The sequence below is a fragment of the Candidatus Amarobacter glycogenicus genome (assembly GCF_016704105.1).
GTDB classification, from domain to species: Bacteria; Chloroflexota; Dehalococcoidia; order Tepidiformales; family Tepidiformaceae; genus Amarobacter; species Amarobacter glycogenicus.
In genome coordinates this window covers 444,151-462,291 of record NZ_JADJAT010000001.1, presented here as the reverse complement: position 1 = coordinate 462,291, position 18,141 = coordinate 444,151, and the positions used below count along the sequence as shown (strand labels likewise).

15 protein-coding genes are annotated in these 18,141 nt (G+C 64.6%); 7 read left to right on the top strand and 8 right to left on the bottom strand.

Annotated elements, in window-relative coordinates; genetic code table 11:
- Positions 1-83 precede the first annotated feature (83 nt).
- Genes IPG14_RS02400 through IPG14_RS02390 form a run of 3 tightly spaced genes read left to right on the top strand, consistent with a single transcriptional unit; the run spans position 84 to position 5,422 of the window.
- Positions 84-3,467 carry an FtsX-like permease family protein gene (locus IPG14_RS02400; RefSeq protein ID WP_343390779.1) on the top strand — a complete coding sequence of 1,128 codons (3,384 nt, stop codon included), beginning with the start codon at positions 84-86 and terminating at the stop codon, positions 3,465-3,467.
- A 48-nt stretch (positions 3,468-3,515) separates the two neighbouring features.
- Complete coding sequence (locus IPG14_RS02395) at positions 3,516-4,409, top strand: ABC transporter ATP-binding protein (RefSeq protein ID WP_343390778.1); 894 nt, start codon at positions 3,516-3,518, stop codon at positions 4,407-4,409.
- Positions 4,409-5,422 (top strand): ABC transporter ATP-binding protein, encoded by a 1,014-nt coding sequence (locus IPG14_RS02390; protein ID WP_343390777.1) that lies wholly within the window; start codon positions 4,409-4,411, stop codon positions 5,420-5,422. Before IPG14_RS02395 ends, IPG14_RS02390 begins: the two co-directional genes overlap by 1 nt.
- On the opposite strand, the gene IPG14_RS02385 is transcribed toward IPG14_RS02390, so the two are convergent.
- Entirely contained in the window at positions 5,419-6,240 is an 822-nt protein-coding gene (locus IPG14_RS02385) for a phosphotransferase (RefSeq protein ID WP_343390776.1), read from the bottom strand. The two genes, IPG14_RS02390 and IPG14_RS02385, sit on opposite strands and share 4 nt — an antisense overlap.
- A gap of 152 nt (positions 6,241-6,392) precedes the next feature.
- On the opposite strand from IPG14_RS02385, the gene IPG14_RS02380 reads away from it, so the two are divergent.
- Positions 6,393-6,875, top strand: a complete 483-nt coding sequence (locus IPG14_RS02380) for a DNA-3-methyladenine glycosylase I (RefSeq protein WP_343384916.1) — start codon at positions 6,393-6,395, stop codon at positions 6,873-6,875.
- Between the two features lie 50 nt (positions 6,876-6,925).
- Here the strand turns inward: IPG14_RS02380 and IPG14_RS02375 are convergent, their stop codons facing one another.
- Positions 6,926-7,249 carry a hypothetical protein gene (locus tag IPG14_RS02375; RefSeq protein WP_343390775.1) on the bottom strand — a complete coding sequence of 108 codons (324 nt, stop codon included), beginning with the start codon at positions 7,247-7,249 and terminating at the stop codon, positions 6,926-6,928.
- A gap of 50 nt (positions 7,250-7,299) precedes the next feature.
- Positions 7,300-7,689, bottom strand: coding sequence for a hypothetical protein (locus IPG14_RS02370; protein WP_343390774.1), 390 nt, complete (start codon positions 7,687-7,689; stop codon positions 7,300-7,302).
- Positions 7,690-7,935: 246 nt separating this feature from the next.
- Between IPG14_RS02370 and IPG14_RS02365 the strand changes: the two genes are divergently transcribed.
- The gene (locus tag IPG14_RS02365; protein WP_343390773.1) at positions 7,936-11,319 is read left to right on the top strand and encodes an error-prone DNA polymerase; all 3,384 of its coding nucleotides are present in this window, start codon (positions 7,936-7,938) and stop codon (positions 11,317-11,319) included.
- A 32-nt stretch (positions 11,320-11,351) separates the two neighbouring features.
- Here the strand turns inward: IPG14_RS02365 and IPG14_RS02360 are convergent, their stop codons facing one another.
- From IPG14_RS02360 to IPG14_RS02340, 5 genes are all read right to left on the bottom strand, one after another.
- Positions 11,352-12,536, bottom strand: a complete 1,185-nt coding sequence (locus IPG14_RS02360) for a PLP-dependent aminotransferase family protein (protein WP_343384913.1) — start codon at positions 12,534-12,536, stop codon at positions 11,352-11,354.
- 30 nt (positions 12,537-12,566) lie between these two features.
- Positions 12,567-13,328: a heliorhodopsin HeR gene (gene heR / locus IPG14_RS02355; RefSeq protein ID WP_343390772.1), complete on the bottom strand. Its 762-nt coding sequence runs from the start codon at positions 13,326-13,328 to the stop codon at positions 12,567-12,569.
- A gap of 52 nt (positions 13,329-13,380) precedes the next feature.
- Positions 13,381-13,638, bottom strand: a complete 258-nt coding sequence (locus tag IPG14_RS02350) for a hypothetical protein (RefSeq protein WP_343390771.1) — start codon at positions 13,636-13,638, stop codon at positions 13,381-13,383.
- A gap of 20 nt (positions 13,639-13,658) precedes the next feature.
- Positions 13,659-14,939, bottom strand: a complete 1,281-nt coding sequence (locus IPG14_RS02345) for a hypothetical protein (RefSeq protein ID WP_343390770.1) — start codon at positions 14,937-14,939, stop codon at positions 13,659-13,661.
- A gap of 164 nt (positions 14,940-15,103) precedes the next feature.
- Positions 15,104-16,096 (bottom strand): DUF1385 domain-containing protein, encoded by a 993-nt coding sequence (locus tag IPG14_RS02340; RefSeq protein ID WP_343384909.1) that lies wholly within the window; start codon positions 16,094-16,096, stop codon positions 15,104-15,106.
- Between the two features lie 213 nt (positions 16,097-16,309).
- On the opposite strand from IPG14_RS02340, the gene IPG14_RS02335 reads away from it, so the two are divergent.
- Both IPG14_RS02335 and IPG14_RS02330 read left to right on the top strand, forming a co-directional pair.
- Complete coding sequence (locus IPG14_RS02335; RefSeq protein WP_343390769.1) at positions 16,310-17,191, top strand: sugar ABC transporter permease; 882 nt, start codon at positions 16,310-16,312, stop codon at positions 17,189-17,191.
- A 10-nt stretch (positions 17,192-17,201) separates the two neighbouring features.
- Entirely contained in the window at positions 17,202-18,086 is an 885-nt protein-coding gene (locus tag IPG14_RS02330) for a carbohydrate ABC transporter permease (protein WP_343390768.1), read from the top strand.
- Positions 18,087-18,141: the final 55 nt, after the last annotated feature.

The following is an 18,141-nucleotide window of genomic DNA, read 5'->3' as shown; positions in this document are numbered from 1 at the left end:
CGCGATTGCCGCCGGGCGCTTTACGGCCGAGGCCGCCTTTTGCGGCTCCGCCATGCGGGCTGCTAGGCTCCCGCCACAGATCAATGCAGACCGTCGCGACCATCCTTCGCATGGTTGTCCGCCGAAGCCTCGCCAACCGCCGCCTGCTCGCGACGGTGATTGTTGGCGTGGTCATGTCGGCTGCCCTCATGTCCAGCGTCATCCTCTACTCCGATGCCATCCGTGACCTCGGCCTGAGTCACGCCTTGAAGAATGCAGACCCGATCAGCCGCAACGTGCGAGTCGTGGTCTCCGGACGGCCCGGACTGCCGGACTACGCCGCCCGGCGCGAAACCACCGACCGTCTGATTCGCCAGCACACCGCCCCGGCTCTCGAGGAACTGGTGCACTACGGCCGGTCGGCCACGTTCTACCCGTCGGAGCCTGGCCTGTCCTTCCCGGTGGGCGAAGACCGTCCCCGCGCACACCTCCAGTTCGTGGACCGCTTCGAGACCGAAGTGGAGCTCGTGGAAGGCCGCCAGCCGAACGCGCCCGTCGGAAGCGCGCCGCCGGTGATCGAAGTCCTCATGGGCAGGGACGCCGCCGCCAAGCTTGGGATCGAACTGGGTGCGCGTTTCGACCTGCACCCCTTCTGGCGCCAGGACCTCGCTCCCGTCCCCGTGACCGTCGTCGGCTTCGTCGAACCCCGCGACTACTCCAGCCCGTTCTGGTTCGGAAAGGTCGACCGGTTCGTGATGGACAGCACCTCGTGGCCAACCTACCCCTTCTGGGTACCCGAAAGCGTGGTCAACGGGACGCTCGCAACGTATCTCCCGGACATGGATAGCAGCGTCGAAACGTATGGATTCATCGACATCGGCAAGATCGATGCGCGCAACGCCCGCCGCATCGAGGACGGGACGCGTGCCCTCGACCCGGCCGTCCGGGAGCAGGTCAACGGGGCAATCGTCGAGACGAAGCTGCCGGACATCATCGGCGAGTACCGCACCAAGTTGTTCTTCACGCGGCTGCCCTTGTTCGCCCTCATGCTGCAGGTCGTCGGCATCTCGCTGTACTACCTGGTCATGGTGGCAACGATGCTGGTCGAGCGTCAGCAGGGGGAAATCGCACTGTTGCGTTCCCGCGGCGCCAGCACGCAGCAGGTGATCGCGATCTATGCGATCGAAGGGCTCGTGCTCTGCGGGACCGCCGCAGTCATCGGGCCCTTCCTCGCGAAGCTGGGCATCGCCGTCCTCGGTTACACTCCGCCGTTCGAATCGCTCAGCGGCAATGCCGCGCTCGAAGTGCCGCTCTCGCGGCTCGCCTTCCTGGCGGCCCTGGGCGGCGCCGCCCTTGCCTTCGCCGCGCTCCTCATCCCAGCGTGGCGGGCTGCCCGCCAGACGACGATCGACTACAAGCACGCGCTCGCTCGGCCCCAGACGCAGCCGCTCTTCCTCCGTTACTACCTGGACCTCGTCCTCGTCGGGATAGGGGCGTTCCTCTTCTACCAACTGCGTGAAAAGGGATCCTTCGTCACGGAACGGCTCTTCGGCGACCTCTCGGCCGACCCGCTTCTGTTGCTTTCGCCGACGCTCTTCATGCTCATGGTGGCGCTCGTCTTTTTGCGCGTGTTCCCGCTCGCCTTGCGGTTCGTCGCCTGGGCGACGCGTCGCCTCGAGAGCCCGACGGTCGCACTCGGGCTGAATCGCATGACCCGCGCGCCGATGCAGTACAGCCGGTTGATCCTTCTTCTCTTGCTCGCGACGGCCGTGGGCATGTTCGCCGCGGGTTACCGGGCGACGCTCGAACGCGGGTACGACGACCGGTCGGCCTTCACCGCCGGCGCCGAATCGCGCCTCGAGGGCATCCGCCAGCCCATGAACCAATCGAACGACGTGGTTCACGATCGCGTGCAGCAGGCTACCGGAGCCGAACAGGTTTCCCTGGCAGTCCGCTCGCCGGGCTCCTACCAGCTCACCCAATACCAGAGCCAGTCGGTGATCATGCTCGGGGTCGTCCCGGGGGAGTTCGAGACCCTGGCTTACTGGCGCGATGACTTCGCCGGTCCCGCGCTCGGGGAACTGTTGGCCCGGACGAAACTGCCGGACGCTGAACGCCCCGAGCCGAAACTCATCCCGGCGGGAGCACGGCAGGTAGGACTTTGGGCCCAGTTTCCGCTGGCGCCGAACGTGGCCACCATCGGCATTCGCACCCGGGGCGAAGATGGCCTCTTCTGGGAGTACACGCTGACTTCTTCCCAGCCGGCGGGACCGGGCTGGAGGTTCTTCGCAGCGGACCTGACCCGCCCGAACCAGTTGCGCTTCAGCCAGGGACTCACCTACTCGACGGCGATGGAGCGCCGCATCGACGCGGTCTACGTACGCGTCACCGCCCAGCCGCCGCAGGTCGCAGAGCGGGTCAACGTCATCGTCGATGACGTTCAGACCACCGAGGCGCCAGCGGCCCAGGTCATCGCCGTGCCCGCCAACGGGTTCGCCGATGCAAGGGTCGTGGAGCCGTTCGATGACATCGCGCGCTACACCCTGATGACGGGCTCGACCCCCGGCGACCCCGGGACGATCTCGTTCGCCGCCACCGGCGGGCGCGAAGGCTCGGGGGCAGCGCGCATTTCGTTCACTCGTGGGCGAGGTGTGGCGCCACTCTTCGGGTTGAGGCTAATCCGGGCACCCGGGCCCCTCCCAATCCTCGCGGAGAAGGAGTTCGCGCAGGTGAGCGGCCGCGAGAACGGCGAGGAGTTCACCCTCTACGTGAACCGGCAATACGTCCAGGTGATGCTGGTCGGCACGTTCAACCTCTTCCCCGGGCACGACCCGGCGAAGAACGAGATGCTCCTGGTCGCTGACCGCGATGCGATGCAGGAACTCGCTTCGGTCGTGCCCGTGCTGGCCGACGGCGCCTATGTGAACGACGCCTGGATGTCCCCGGCGACCCCCGGTGTCATGGAGCGCGAGCAGTTGCTGGCCAAAGGCGTCCAGGCCGATGGCCTCTTCGACCGGCGCGACGTCCGCGCCGCCCAGGAAGCCGACCCGCTGGTTGCTGCCAGCTGGGAGGGGATCCTGTTCCTCTCGTTTGCCGCTGTGCTGCTTCTGACGGGCCTCGGGTTCGCTGTCTACGCGACGCTCGCCGTCCAGTCGCGGTCCCTGGAGTTCGCCATCCTCCGGACGATGGGTTACACCAGCCGGCAGGTGCTTTCGCTCGTGAGCTTCGAGCAGCTCTTCGTCATCGTTGCGGGGGTGGTCGTCGGCACATTCCTGGGCTTCCCGCTCGGCCGGCTCATGATCGGCTACCTCGGTGTTACCGAATCGGGCGCCGACCCCGTGCCCCCGCTCGTATCGCAGGTAAGTTGGAGCGCGGTCTTGACCGTCTACGCATTGCTGGGAATTGTCTTCCTCGGCACAATCGCCTCACTCGCAGCGGTCTACTCCCGCCTCGCCGTCCACAAGGCCCTCCGGATCGGGGAAGTCTGATGCCTGTCATTTCTCGCAACCAACAGCTGCCAACCCGGGGCGTTCATCGTGAGTGACGACTTCTACATTCGCTGCGAAGACCTCTTCAAGATCTACAAGACCGCCAACCTGGAAGTCGTAGCTCTCCGCGGGCTGGACCTGAGGATTGACGCGGGCGAGTTCATGGCTATCGTCGGCGCTTCGGGTTCGGGCAAGAGCACGTTGCTGAACATCCTCGCCGGGCTCGACACACCGTCCGCCGGGCGGTGCTTCGTCGGCGGCGAGGACCTGCTTACCATGTCGTCCGGCGACATGGTGCGTTACCGACGAAAGAAAGTCGGGTTCGTCTGGCAGCAAACGGGCAGGAACCTGGTGCCCTACCTCGATGCGGTCCAGAACGTGGAGGTCCCGCTCGTGCTTGACGGCGTCCCCGCTGCCAGGGCGCGCGAGCGGGCAACCCATTTGCTTGAACTCGTCCTGATGGGCCACCGGCTGAACCACAAGCCCGAACAACTCTCAGGCGGGGAACAGCAGCGTGTTTCTATCGCTGTTGCACTGGCGAACAATCCGCCACTGCTCCTCGCCGATGAGCCGACCGGGGAACTCGATTCGGTCGGAGCGGACACGGTCTACGACGTCTTCCGCAGCCTCAACAAGGACCTGGGCACGACCGTCGTCATCGTCACGCACGACCCGGACATCGCCGCCCGGGTTGACCGGGTTGTCGCCATTCGCGACGGGCGGACAAGCACAGAGATCCACCGGCGTGTGTACTTCGAAGGTGCGAAGACCGAGATCGTCCACGAGGAGTTCGTGCTGATAGACGCCGCGGGGCGTCTCCAGATCCCGCGAGAGTACCTTGAGCGGCTCGATATTCACGAGCGCGCGCGCGTCCTGATGGGCGAGGGCCGCGTGGAAGTCCGTCCCGAGGCTAACCCACGCGGCACGCGGAGGAGCGGCTGATGGCGGGCAGCGCGATCGAGGTCAAAGGCGTCACGCGCCGGTTCAAGGTCGGGAGCGAAGAGGTCTTCGCCGTCCGCGACATTTCCCTCTCCGTGCAGAGCGGCGAGTTCCTCGCCCTCATCGGCCGTTCGGGTTCGGGGAAGACGACACTCCTCAATGTCATGGCAGGTCTCGACCGCCCGACCTCAGGTGAAATCTGGATAGACGGCGAGCGCGTCGACACCATGAGCGAGGGCCAGCTCGACAAGCTGCGGCGCCATAAGCTCGGATTCATATTCCAGTCGTTTGGGCTGTTGCCGTTGCTTTCAGCGCGCGAGAACGTGGAGCTGCCGCTCCGCATCGCCGGCGTCGGCTACAGCGACCGAATGGCCAAAGTGAAGCGGGCACTCGACTTCGTCGGACTGGGCCGGCGGGCGGACCACCGGCCATACGAGCTTTCCGGCGGCGAACAGCAACGCGTCGCCATCGCGCGTGCGTTGGCTTCGGAGCCGTCGCTCATCCTCGCCGATGAACCGACCGGCGAACTCGATTCCGCCACCGCCACCGCTGTCTTTTCGTTGTTGAGAGAGCTGGCGCGCGCCGAGGGCATCACGATCGTTACCTGCACCCACGACCGGCTTGTGATGGAGATGGCCAGCCGCGTGGAGGAACTGGCAGACGGCCGCCTTGTGACCGGGCAGCACCGCGAGGTCTGGGACCGCATTCAACAGCGGGAACGCAGCCCCTTCTCAGCGGCACCCGCGGCGGGAATCGAGGACCAGCCTGCGCTCTCGTCGCTCATTGGAGCCGACCTCTCACAGTTCAAGCCTGCGTCGGAGCGCGTCACGCATGTCGCCGCCGATCCGCACCAGGAAGAAGGGGTGGAGGACCACTCCCCTGCCCACGTCTTCCTGGAGAAGCGCGCCGCTGGAAGCCAGGAACCGGCAGCCGCCGCCCAACCGGTTGAAGCGCCTGAACCGGCCCCGGCGCCGGAAGTCGAAGATGGTTCTCCATGGGCCCGCCCGCGCGATTAGTCCGCCTCCTCGGCCTCCTTCAGGCTCCGGCTGAGCAGTCGTAGCAGCGGGACGCGCTCCTCCTCGATGCCTTCGGCGAGGCGCTGCCCGACGACCAGCGGCATCCACCTCCGGACGAGGCGCTCGTCCACGGTTCCGCCTGCGCGATAGCCTGAGCGATAGGCGGCGAGCATCAGCTTTCGGCCGATTGCGACGAGTGCCAGTTCTTTCCGGCTGGCGCCAGGCGGCAGCGTGCCACTCCCGAGTATCACCAGGGACTTCGCGTGGTCTGCGATCGGATCGCCCGCGCAGGCGCTCGCGAAGTCGATGACGGCATCGCCGCCAGGTGCTTCGATGACATTCCCCGGGTGGAAATCGAAGTGACAGAGGGCGTCGCCCTCCGGGAGCGTTTCGAGAATGGCGAGGAGCCGCGACCTTGCCGCCTCGGGAACCTTCGGCGATTCGAAGGCGTGCCGGAGGATGTCGACCAGCCGCGGCAATTCGGCCGGCGCCTTCACCGCCGCCAGCTCGCGATGGAGCCTCCCGACCCCGCGGCCGATGGCCCAGACGCGCCACGGCCGGCTCTCGACGGCGGTCAGGCAGTCGGAGCCTTGAAGTTCCGACATGACCAGCCCCGGCCGGCCGTCGAGGACTTCGATCCCTCGCACGATGGGCGCCCGGACACCGGCTTCGGTGGCGGCCCGCTGTGATGCCGCTTCGCGTTCGAGGCCGGCTGCCGGGCCAACGTCACGGAGCAGCTTGATTACGTCGGATTCGGCGTAGCGGAACACCTCGGCGTTTCGGCCGGTCCCCACTCGCTCGCCCAGTGCAGCGGTCATGAGCTATCTCACCTCAGTTCTCTTGAGATGTCACCGCGATAGCTCCCCAAACGCGATGCCGGCGACGAAGGACAGGATAGCGCAGCAAGGGGCGCCCAGGCCGCCGCAGGATGGGCTACATTCTTCTCCAACCTTTGGGGGAGGAACGCCAAATGGAAGCACCAGTCCAGATCAAACCAACCAAGCTGGCAGATTACCTTGAGGTGCTCTCGAAGGCGGTCTTCGAAGCCGGCATGAACTGGAAGGTCATCGAGAACAAGTGGCCCGGGTTCCAGGCGGCCTTCGATGGGTTCGATCCGGTGAAGGTGGCCGCCTATTCACCCGTCGATACCGACCGGCTACTGGCGGACTCGCGCATCATCCGGAATGGGCGGAAAGTCGAAGCTACGGTCCACAATGCCGCGGCGATGCTCGCCGCCGAAAAAGAGTTCGGGAGCTTCGCGAAGTACCTTGAAGCGATGCGCCCGTTCGAGTCGCAGCTCTCCGACATCAAGAAACGCTTCAAGCATGTCGGCAACTTCGGCGTGTACTACTTCCTGTATGTCGTGGGCGAAGAAGTCCCCCCTCACGAGGAATACAGCGCGAAGTTGAAGGGCGAGGCAGTGCCGGCGTCACGGCAGCGGCTCAGCCGTTGAGCACTGCCGCTCAGCCGCTCAAGTCGAAGAGCGGCCCCGGTCAGTCCGGCCTACTTCTTCCGTAGCAGGACGATGCCAGCAATCGCGCCAAGCCCCGCGCCGAGCGCCCAGCCAAACCCACCGCTTCCGCGCGCAGCGGGAGCTGCCGGGCGCGCGCGTCGCAAGCTGTGGAGCGTCGCGAGGTCGAGGTCCGTCGAATAGTCCGGAGTTGGGTCAGAATCGATCGGCGCCAGGGCAAACGCCCTTGCCGGTCCGCGGCGTGTCGCGGCGAACCAGGCGAGCACCGTCACGACGGCCATCGCGCCGAGCGCGAGGATGCCGAGGTTGGGGCCGGGACCGCCGCCGCCGATCTGTCCCGTGCCAAGCACCGGCACGGCCGGCGTCTGTGTCCTGGTTGGGGTTGCGGTTGCGGTCGCGAGCGGAGTTACAGGGGTGCTCGTGGGCAGTGGGACAGTTGGTGTGGCCGTGGGGATCGGTGTCGGACGGCTGTTGATGACGGTGAAGTACGTCGCAATCTGGCAGGAGCACTTGAAATCGGTGAAGAACACGGCCAGGTGCCGCCGCCGGGGACGTACGGGATGGTGAACGTGAACTTCGCGTAGCCGTTCGCGTCAGTTGTGCCGGTAGTCAGGATCGGGTCGCCGGGGATCTTGAAGATGACCGTGATGAAGTCGTCGGGTGGGGCATTGAAGAGTTCGGCGGTCACCACCGTCCCCACGATCCCCGAGGTCGGGTTGAGCGTGACGACCTTGTCCGCGGCCGAGGCCTCGCGCTGGCCAAAGCCGAGCCCAAGTGTCCCGATCGCGACCGCCATTGCAAAGAGGATTCCCAGACGAGCAAACATAATGTCATTCCAACTGTGAAGTGGACTTGCACTGTAGTCCTTTCCCTCTGCTGCGTGCAACAGGGAAATCCCCGATCGCGGGTGGCAAGGCCCGCATTACGAACGTTCAGGACGCCGACCGATTACTGCTCCGTGATGATCAGGTGGACAGTCGAAAGAGCGGGGCTGGCCCGGGCCCCAGACACGGAAGCGAACAAATGTTCTACACTTGCCCGAATGGACGCCACCCGGCCTTCCTCCACCTACGTCGAACTCCATGCACACTCCTGCTGGTCCCTGCGCGAAGGCGCCAGCGCCACCGATGAGCTGATCGACCGCGCGTTGCAGTTGGGCTATCCCGCCCTCGCCCTCACCGACCACGACAACCTCTATGGCGCGATGGAGTTCGCAAAGGCTGCGAACGAGCGTGGGCTGAAGCCGATCACGGGAGCGGAAATCACGATTGGATACTCCCCCTCTCCCGCGACCGCAGGAAGTCGGGAGAGCGGTCCGGAGGGTGAGGGCCCAACCTCTCACCTGACCATCCTCGCGATGGATGTCACCGGCTACCGTAACCTCTGCCGTTTGCTCAGCCGCGCCTACCAGGTGCACGGGAAAGACACCCCGCTCGTCGAGCGTGAGTGGCTGTTCGAGCTGAACGAAGGCCTCATCGTCCTTTCTGGCTGCCGAGATTCCGAACTCGTCCGCCTCAGCGACCCCTCCGTTGCGTCGTCATCGCATAGTGCCGCGATGGAGTTGGCCACGGCTTATCGTGCCATCTTCGGCGACCGCTACTACATCGAACTTCAGCACCACGATGTTTTCGGCGATACGGAGCGGGTTGCCGCCCTCGCGAGCCTGGCCGAGCAATTGGGAATCGAGACGGTGGCAACGAACAACGTCCACTACCACGTGCGCACCCGTCACCGCCTGAACGATGTGCTGGTCGCCGTCCGCCATCGGCAGACGCTCGATAGTTCGCACCAGGTGCGAAGGCCCAACTCGGAGTTCTTCCTGAAGCCGGCCGCAGGGATGGCACGCCGTTTCGAGCGTTACCCGCAGGCGATTGAGAACACGCTCGCCATCGCGGAGCGCTGCCGGTTCGATCTCACGCGTGACCTTCCCTATCGCCTGCCGGACTACCCCGTTCCTGAAGGAGCCACGCTCGACAGTCATTTGCGCGGCATTTGCGGACCAGCCTTCCGGCGCAAGTACCCGGCGACCGACCCCTTCCAGAAGGAGGCGCGCGAACGTCTCGAACGCGAACTGACACTGATAGCGAAGCACGGGCTCGCCGGCTTCTTCCTGGTCTACTGGGACATTCTCCTGCTCGTAAATGAGATCGCCGTCGAAGTCCGCGGGCGCGATCCGCGCCTCCAGCCAGACGAACGCCCGGTCGGCCGGGGCCGAGGCTCTTCAGTCAGTTCAATCGTCTGCTACCTCATCGGGCTTTCCCACATCGACCCGGTACGCAACAACCTCTACCTCGAGCGCTTCCTCAACGAGGAGCTCCACTCGCTCCCGGATATCGACCTGGACTTCCCGCGTGACATCCGCGACCAGGTGCTCCAGCGGATCTACGACCGCTACGGAGACGAGCACGCGGCGATTGTCGCCGCCTTCCCGACATACCGCTTTCGCAGCGCGGTACTGGATATTGGGAAGGCCCTCGGCCTGCCGTTGCCGGTCCTGGCGAAACTCAACAAATTCGGCGGCCACTTCGCCAACGCAACCGATATCGCAGAGGAGATGAAACGTGTGCCAGAACTCCGCCAGCTCATCGACGCACCAATCTGGCGCGACATGGTGGAGCTGGCCGGGCAGGCAGCGGGCTTCCCCCGTCACATCGGCCAGCACGTCGGCGGCGTGATCATCTCGGCAGAGACCCTGTCTTCGGTTGTGCCCATCGAGCCGGCGCGCATGGATGGTCGCTTTGTCTGCCAGTGGGATAAGGATTCGGCCGATGATGCACGCTTCGTGAAGATTGACTTCCTCGCACTCGGCATGCTTTCAGCGGTCGATGAGTGTCTCGACATCATCGAAGAGGTGCATGGCATACGAGTCGACCTTGGGCGTATCCCCCATGACAGCCCGGAGATCTACGACTCAATCCGGGAGGGCGACACGATGGGTGTCTTTCAGATCGAGAGCCGGGCACAGGTGCAGACGCTGCCGCGGACACAGCCGCGAAACCTTGATGACCTCGCCGTGCAGGTGGCGATCATCCGTCCGGGGCCAATCATGGCGGGTGCCTTCCGGCCCTACATGCACTACCGCGAGGCCCTCGCCCGCGGTGAACACGTCGAGGTGGACTACGGTCATCCGGAACTGGCTCCAAAGCTCGCCTGGTGCCTGGGCGAAACGCTCGGGCATGTGCTCTACCAGGACCAGGTGCTCCAGATTGCGACGTCAGTCGCAGGATTCACTCCGGGACAGGCCGATAAGCTCCGCCGGGCGATGAGCCGGAAGCGCTCATCCGAGGCGATGCAGGCGCTCGCCGAGGAGTTCTATGCCGGCACCGATCGCCAGGGATTGAGCCGCGCTGCCGCCAAAGTAGCCTTCGACAAGATGGCGGCGTTCGCGGCCTTCGGTTTCCCGAAGAGCCATGCGGTGGCTTTTGCCCTCCTCGCATATGAGTCCACCTGGCTGCGCTACCACTATCCTGCCGCCTACTACTGCTCGCTCTTCAATGCCCAGCCGATGGGCTTCTACTCGGTCGAAGTGCTCACTCAGGATGCGGGCCGGCACGGTATCCAGACGCTGCCGCCTTCGATCAACGCCAGCCGGGCCGGCGCCTGGCCGGAAAACGGGGATATCCGCCTGGGACTGCAGCAGGTGAAAGGCCTCGGCGGCGGTTGGCAGGACATCCGCCAGCATCACCGCGACCCGGCTTACGCTACTACCCCGGACCAGATCGTCGCCGAGCGCGAGGCAAATGGCCCGTACGTCTCGCTGCGCGACCTGCTGGTACGCGCGCATATCTCGCGCGAGCAGGCCGAAACGCTCATCCGCGCAGGCGCCATGGAAGAGTTCGGCCTGCCACGGCGCGAACTCCTCTGGCAGCTGGGGCTTCTCACTGAAGTGCGCGCCGCCCCCTCGCATGTGAGAAGCCGGAAGGGGCTGAAAGAGCAGCTCGCCCTCGCCCTCCCCACCGAGCAGGACATGGTCGAACTGCCGCCACTCACGCCCTGGCTTTCACTCGCATGGGATGTGGAGAAACTCGGCCTCAGCCCCGGTAACCACCCGATGCAACTCGTCCGGCCGCTCCTCCACGAAGGGATGATAACCAGCCGCCACCTTGGCGGGGTCCACAACCCGAACCGCATGCCCCAGGGGATGATGGTCGAAATGGCCGGCATGGTGGTGACGCGGCAACGGCCATCCACGGCGAGTGGCGTGATGTTCATGCTGCTGGAAGACGAGTTCGGGCTCGCGAATCTCGTCGTGTACACGCCGCTTCAGGAGCGCCGGCGCGAACTCGTCCGTGGCACGCCCTTCGTCATCGTTCGCGGCCGCATCGATAACGAGCAGAGCGGCTTCCCGAACATCATCGCAGAGGAGTTCCATGCCTGCCCATTACCAGGGCATATTGAGAAGATGGATTCGCACGATTTCGGTTAGGCGAGCCGAACGCGTGATCGACCGCCCGGTTCCTAGAGCATCTCCGCCATCACGTCGGCAATGACTCCTACCGCGTGCTCGATCGTTGCGGCATCCGCGGCAGTGAAGTTCATCCGCAGGGTCGCCGCACCCTCCTCTTCGTTCACGTAGAAGTACCGCCCCGGCACAAAGGCGACGCCGTGTTCGAGCACGCGTCGCTGGAGTTCTACGGCATCGAACCCCTTCGGTCCTTCGACCCAGACGAACATGCCGCCTTCCGGGTGGGACCAGGTGAAGTCTTCAGGCATATGGCGTTCGAGTGCATCGAGCATCGCCAGTTGGCGGGGCGCGTAAAGCTCGATGATCCTGGGAAGCTGCCGATCGAGATATCCGCCGGTCAGGTATTCGGCTGCCAGCGCCTGCGCGAGCGTGTTCGTATGGAGGTCGACGCCCTGCCGGGCCGTCACGAGCCAGCGTTGGATGAACTCAGGGGCGATGCAAACCCCGATCCGTAGCCCGGGCGCGAACGTCTTTGAGAGCGTGGTTGAATAGACCACGTGCTCCGGCGCGAGCGACTTGATCGGGGGGACGCGTTCGCCCGAGTAACGGAGGTCGCTGTAAGGGTCGTCCTCCAGCAGGAGGGTGTCGTGACGTTTCAGGATGTCGGCCACCTGTTTCCGCCGCGCCAGCGAAAGCGTGCGGCCCGTGGGGTTCTGGAATGTCGGGACGAGGTACACCAGCTTCACGCGCTGGCCCGAAAGGACACGCTCAAGCGATTCGGGAATGAGCCCGCCGTCGTCTGTCTCGATTTCGAGGTAGTGCGGTTCGTACGGGTTGAATGCCTGGAGAGCGCCGAGATAAGTCGGTGCTTCCACTGCGACATAATCACCGGGTGAAATGAGGATCTTCCCGATCCCGTCGAGCAGGCTCTGCGAGCCGCTCATGATCAGGACACCGTCAGCGGTGGTGGTCACGCCGCGGGCGGCCAGGTGAGGGACGAGCGCTTCGCGGAGCGGGCCCCAGCCCTCGCTGGCGTCGTACTGGAGGGCTTTGCTCCCGTACTTGCCGAGGACGGCACCCATGAGCTCTTCCATGATCTCCAGCGGGAAGCTCTCGGCGGCCGGAAGGCCCCCGGCCAGTGAAATCATCCCGGGGGACGAAGCGACCTTCAGGATTTCTCGGATGACGCTCGCCTCCATCAGGCGAGTACGGTCGGCAAGCAGCTGTTGGTAGTCCATGCAGCCAAAGCATAGCCGTGGAATGCACTGCTAAACGAGTGTCGAGGCGAACACCTGCCAGGCGAGGGCGGACTTCGCCGTGAGGCTGAGGAAGATGTAGACAGATTCTCCGAACAGGTAGTTCCGCCACGGCCCGATGCGCCGGTACTGCAACCACATGTTGAGGGCGAAACAGTTGAAGAAGATGAAAAGCGAGACGAATATCCCGTAGACGAAAGCTGGAGGCTCGGCAGCGAGCCCCGGGCTCCAGACGTAGATGCCGACCGCCAGCCAGGGGACCGCGCCAAAGAGGCATCCGAACCAGAACATCAGCCAGTTCGGGCGGCCAGGCTGCTCGTAGTGTTCCATCGCGAGCCCAAAGAGGATCATGGCGGCGTTCGCTGCGAACAGTCCGATGAGCGCCGCGATCTCGCTGATCCCGGTGAGCATCGCGATGAGGACGATCATCACCGAGGCGCTCACCGAGTACTCCACCCAGCGGGCATAGTTCCGCTGCTCGCGGAGGTTCGCCACGTACCAGCCGTAGAACGGCCCGGCGACCAGCCAGTGCGCGGCCGCGGAGATGAACACGAACGCCGCCACGCCCAGGGCGATGCGGACATCGAACAGGTGGCGGAGTGCGCTCTCGGTGCCAGGCGGCCCCTCCATGAATGTGCTTGTCACGGGGAGGACGAAGCCGTTTGCGAGCAGGAGGATGACGATACCCTGCCCGGCGTGGAGGAGGCCCATCAGAGCGTTGTACCGGCGCAGACGTTTCGCCTGGGCCTCGGTGACCGGGATGGTGCGATTCAAAGGGGGTTCTCCCGTGGTGGTGATACAGGTACGAAGCCACCGAAGCTTACGATCAGTCGCGGCGCTTGTTCGGAGTGCCTTTCGCCGGCTGCGGCCCGTCGTACGCCTGGGCGAACCAGCCGCCGCCGACGAGGTCGTGGTAGACGGTGAGTTTGCGGCCGTTTTCGAGTTCGACAGCGAAGTAGCGGCGGGCGATCTCTTCGCGCCACCACTCGTCGTCGATCCGCCAGCTATCCTGGATAGCGCGGACGCGCTGGAAGCGGCCCTGGACAACGACAGCGTCCGGCTCGCCATGTGCATTTGCTTCCACCGCGGCCGGTTTCGGCTGGTTCAGGAGCCGTAGGCCACCAGTGCCACCTGCCGTTCCGGGATTCTCGACCATGGTTGGACCTCCACGACGCGGTAGACCTGTGGTTCGCCGGCTCGCGTGTTCAGTTGTTCGATTGCGTCGTCGAGTTCGCGCTGGCGACGCGGGCCGAGCTGCCAGAGGTTTCCCTGGTGGGCGTATTCGCTGCAGAGGCCGGAGAGCGCAACGCCCAGGCCGACGGCTGCGGAATCGAGTGCGAGTCGTTCGATCTTCCCGCGGAGGACGAAGACCATCCGGCGCACATCGCTTGTGGGTTCGCGAAAGACCACCCGCCGGGTGACCTGCTCGCCGCTCTCCAGTGCGAGCCACCAATCGACCCGCCGGACCGTCTGTCCGCGTACATCCGCATGCCCGAGAGCCCGCTGGAGGAGTGCCTCGGTGCCCGCCACCAGTGGTTCGCTGGTGGCGGCGGGAGCCGGCAGTTCGATCTCCTCGGTCACGCGTATTTCTTCCCGCTCCGGGACAATGCGCGAGTGGTCTTCTCCCCGCGCGAGGCCCCTTGCCCGCGTGCCATCTGCCCCGAACTGCGCCTGCATCGCCGAAATGGGTATCTCTGCCACCTGGCCCAGCCACTCCAGCCCAAATAGCCGCAGCCGCAGGTGCATAACCGGGTCCACAGGCAACACATCCACGGGTGCCGTTGCGAGAAACTCCCGCTCGCTCCCGCCCGGTACAAGCGTCCAATTTCGGATTGTGGATTGTGGATTGACGATTGATTTCGCGGCGCGCAGGTTGCTCCCTCGTTCCCGAGCCTGGGGAAGGGGGCCTGGAGGTGAGGGCTTGAGCGCTGCCACATGGGCTGCGAACACGCTCCTTGCTGCGCCCAGGTGCACCGGCAGGCGGGTGCGCGCGGCAATGCTCTCCTGGAACTGCTCCAGGTACTCCTCGTCACTGAGGCCCGCCAGGCGGGGGAGGCCGCGGACTTCGAAGTGCAGGTGCCCCGGGCCCACGGATTCGACCAGCGGGCTGCGGTCGCGAACGAGTTCGGCGAGGACCTGGGCTTCGGCGCGCGCAAACCCCTCCTGCAGCGGGAGGAAGACGGCGTCCGAACAGAGCGCCAGCGCCCGGCGGAGCGTCGTCCCCACGGTGACGCCGGCAGCCGCGGCTTCGGGCGAACAGGCGGTCACTGCCGCGTGCTCTTCCGGGGCGCCGCCAACCACCACCGGGCGTTTCGCCAGCTCGGGATGTTCGCGGCGGGCCAGTGCCACGAGGAAGTTCGGCACGATGAGGCAGGCCACATCCATGGGATCTGGGAGTATAGAACAAACGTTCTATAATGTGGAGAGCCATAACGTGAAGATTGCCGCCCACCACACCGCTCCCCTCTACGATTGGACAATGCACAACGCCGAGTTCAACGATGCCAGGTGAAGGCGCCGAAGCCATGGTTCTCACCACGAGTGGCACTTCAGTCCAGCGGCGGGGACGCCGCCAGCGCTCCGGCAATCTCCCGGTGTTCGCCGTCCTCTTCAGGCATCGGTCCAAGCCCCGCGGCTTCCAGCGTCGCCTTGAACGAGGCGATCGCCACTTCGATCTGGCCGTCGTCGGGGACCTTCGTGGTCAGTGCCTGGAGCGCGATGTTCGGGACAAACATCGCATGTACGAACCAGTTCCCGCCAAAGCGCGCGCCGATGCGAAGGATCTCATAGCTGATGCCTGCGACGATCGGCATAAAGACGATTCGTGAGGCCGTCCGGACGATGAGCCCCTTGTCGACGAGCAGGTCGAAGATGAAGAAGGTGATGAGGGCCACGAAGACGACGACGAGGAGGAAGCTCGTGCCGCAGCGCGTGTGCTCCTTCGGGAACGGGCGAATCTCGGAGACGATGAGCGGTTTCCGCGCCTCGTAGGCGTGGATGGTCATGTGTTCGGCGCCGTGGTACTGGAAGACGCGGCGGATATCCGGCACGAGGCCAATCAGCCAGATGTAGCCCACGAACAAGACGAGCCGCACGACGCCTTCGACCGCGACGATCACGATGCGGTGGGCGTCGACCATCTCGAGCAGGTTCGCGAGCAGGATCGGCCCGGCGAAGAAGATCCCGACCACGAACACGAGTGCCAATGCCATCGTCCCGAAGAACACCTTCTCCGGGAACTCGGCCGGCTCGCCGTTCTCGTCCGTGTCTTCTTCGAAGGCGATGCGCGAGGAGTAGTTCAGCGCGCGCATACCGAGGGCCATCGTTTCCCAGAGGACCACGACGCCCCGCATCAGCGGGATGCGGCGCGAGCGCCCGGTGTAGATTCCGCCGAGCTTCTCGGAGTGCGTGACGATGTGGCCCTTCGGGTGGCGGACTGCCACGGCCATGTGCTCGGGCCCGCGGATCATGACACCTTCGATGACGGCCTGGCCACCGAAGTAGACGTTCGCCGGTGGGGCCGGTGGGTTTGCTGCCGCCATGAATCCGCCTAACGTGGGCCGCCTCCCGCATGGAGGGGCCTTCTTGTTGAACTGCCATTGTCGTCAGTTTGCGCCTTCGCGGCCAGTTCATGGTGAGGACGCTTCACCTGGCAGGTGAAGATCTGCTAACACTCCGATCGCAGACTGTTGCAATACCGTTAATGCTCAGGAGTCAGTCTTCCGCAGGTGCAACACGTCATCCCAGGACGCCGAGTGCGAAAACTGCCCTGGAAAGAGTGGGTGCTATTCCTGGCGTTCGTTTCACCGAACCTGGTCCTGCTCGTGCTTTTCACCTACAAGCCACTCCTCGAAACATTCCGTCTTTCGTTCTACAACTGGGACTTGATTTCGCCCACCAAGACGTGGGTTGGGATGGACAACTACACCGACTATTTCTCGGACGAAACTGACCGCTACATCATTCGCAACACGTTTGTATTCACTTTCGCGACCGTTTGCTCGACGCTGGTGTTCGGGTTGATGCTTGCTCTCCTGCTGAACCGGAGGCTCCGGGGCAGGGACGCTGCGCGCACGGTGCTCTTTGCGCCCTACGTGGTCAGCGGGGCGGCCATCGGCATCGTCTGGCTCTTCGTCTTCGATCCGCGTTTCGGGCTGGTCGCAGCAATCCTCGATCGGCTCGGAATCGCATCGCCGAACTGGTACAACGACCCGAACTACGCCATGCCGATGGTCATCATCGTCTACACGTGGCGGAACCTTGGCTACGCGGTCGTCGTGTACCTCGCCGGGCTCCAGACAATCCCGCGCGAACTGTACGAGGCCGCCCGGGTCGATGGCGCCGGGTCGTTCACACGGTTCCGCCGGATCACCCTGCCGCATCTCTCTCCAGTCACGTTCTTCTTGCTGGTCACAAGCATCCTGGGTTCGATGCAGGCGTTCGACATCATCCGGGTGATGACTCAGGGCGGCCCGCTCGACTCCACCAAGACGATGGTCTACCAGGTTTACGAGCAGGGATTCGTGAACTATCGCGTAGGGGCAGCGTCGACCGTGGCCACGGTGCTGTTCGTCTTCCTGCTCGTTGTAACGGTGCTGCAGGTGCGGTTCCTCGAACGACGGGTGCACTACTCATGAGGGTCGAGTGATGACAGTGATCAACCGGCAGCCGCTTCCCGCCGGCGCCGCCCGCTCTCGCCGGATGCCCTGGCAGTCGTGGCTGGGATTAGCGGTGCAGTACGCGCTGGTGGCCGGCGTCGTCCTCCTGATCTGCGCCCCGCTCTTCTGGATGCTGACGGCATCGGTGAAGACTCGCCAGGAGATCTATACGCTCCCAATTTCCTGGCTTCCGGAGACGTACGCCTGGGAGAACTTCAGACAGGCGTGGACCGCCGTGCCGTTCGAGCGTTACTTCGTGAACAGCATCGTCACGACGTCGCTCGGGAGTCTTTTGAAGGTAACCAACGGGGTGCTGACTGCCTACGCGCTGGTGTTCCTCGACTTCCCGAAGAAGAACCTGATCTTCCTGGGCATCCTCGCCGCGCTGATGGTGCCGGAACAGGTCACGCTCATCCCCAACTACGTCCTGGTCTCGGAACTCGGCTGGGTAAACAGCTACCAGGGGATCATCATCCCGGGCGGGGGCGTTGCCTTCGGCACGTTCCTTATGCGCCAGCACTTCCTCACCCTCCCGCGCGAGGTCATCGAGGCCGCGCGGATGGATGGTGCGGGCAATTTGCGGATGCTCTGGAGCGTCGTCCTTCCGATGTCGCGGCCGACGCTGGTCGCATTTGTTCTCATCACGGTGGTGGAGAAGTGGAACGACTACGTCTGGCCGCTGCTCATCGCTACAGATGACACGGTGCGCACGCTGCCCCTCGGTCTGCAGCAGTTGCAGAACTCGGAGGGCCAAACGCAGTGGGGCGTGGTGATGGCGGGAGCGGTGCTCGTCATTGTGCCGGTCCTGGCGCTCTTTGTGTGGGCCCAGAGGCACATCGTGGAAGGCCTGACGGCCGGGTCCGTGAAGGGGTGATTCCCGCCCTGGTGGCGGTGCACAGGCAATTCGAAACAGGGGAACGGAGTACTTT

Excerpts from the sequence above, each read along its gene's own strand:
- IPG14_RS02400 (WP_343390779.1), top strand. The coding sequence starts at position 84 with ATGCAGACCGTCGCGACCATCCTTCGCATGGTTGTCCGCCGAAGCCTC.
- IPG14_RS02390 (WP_343390777.1), top strand. The coding sequence starts at position 4,409 with ATGGCGGGCAGCGCGATCGAGGTCAAAGGCGTCACGCGCCGGTTCAAG.
- IPG14_RS02385 (WP_343390776.1), bottom strand. The coding sequence starts at position 6,240 with ATGACCGCTGCACTGGGCGAGCGAGTGGGGACCGGCCGAAACGCCGAG.
- IPG14_RS02380 (WP_343384916.1), top strand. The coding sequence starts at position 6,393 with ATGGAAGCACCAGTCCAGATCAAACCAACCAAGCTGGCAGATTACCTT.
- IPG14_RS02370 (WP_343390774.1), bottom strand. The coding sequence starts at position 7,689 with ATGGCGGTCGCGATCGGGACACTTGGGCTCGGCTTTGGCCAGCGCGAG.
- IPG14_RS02365 (WP_343390773.1), top strand. The coding sequence starts at position 7,936 with ATGGACGCCACCCGGCCTTCCTCCACCTACGTCGAACTCCATGCACAC.
- IPG14_RS02360 (WP_343384913.1), bottom strand. The coding sequence starts at position 12,536 with ATGGACTACCAACAGCTGCTTGCCGACCGTACTCGCCTGATGGAGGCG.
- IPG14_RS02345 (WP_343390770.1), bottom strand. The coding sequence starts at position 14,939 with ATGGATGTGGCCTGCCTCATCGTGCCGAACTTCCTCGTGGCACTGGCC.
- IPG14_RS02340 (WP_343384909.1), bottom strand. The coding sequence starts at position 16,096 with ATGGCGGCAGCAAACCCACCGGCCCCACCGGCGAACGTCTACTTCGGT.
- IPG14_RS02330 (WP_343390768.1), top strand. The coding sequence starts at position 17,202 with ATGACAGTGATCAACCGGCAGCCGCTTCCCGCCGGCGCCGCCCGCTCT.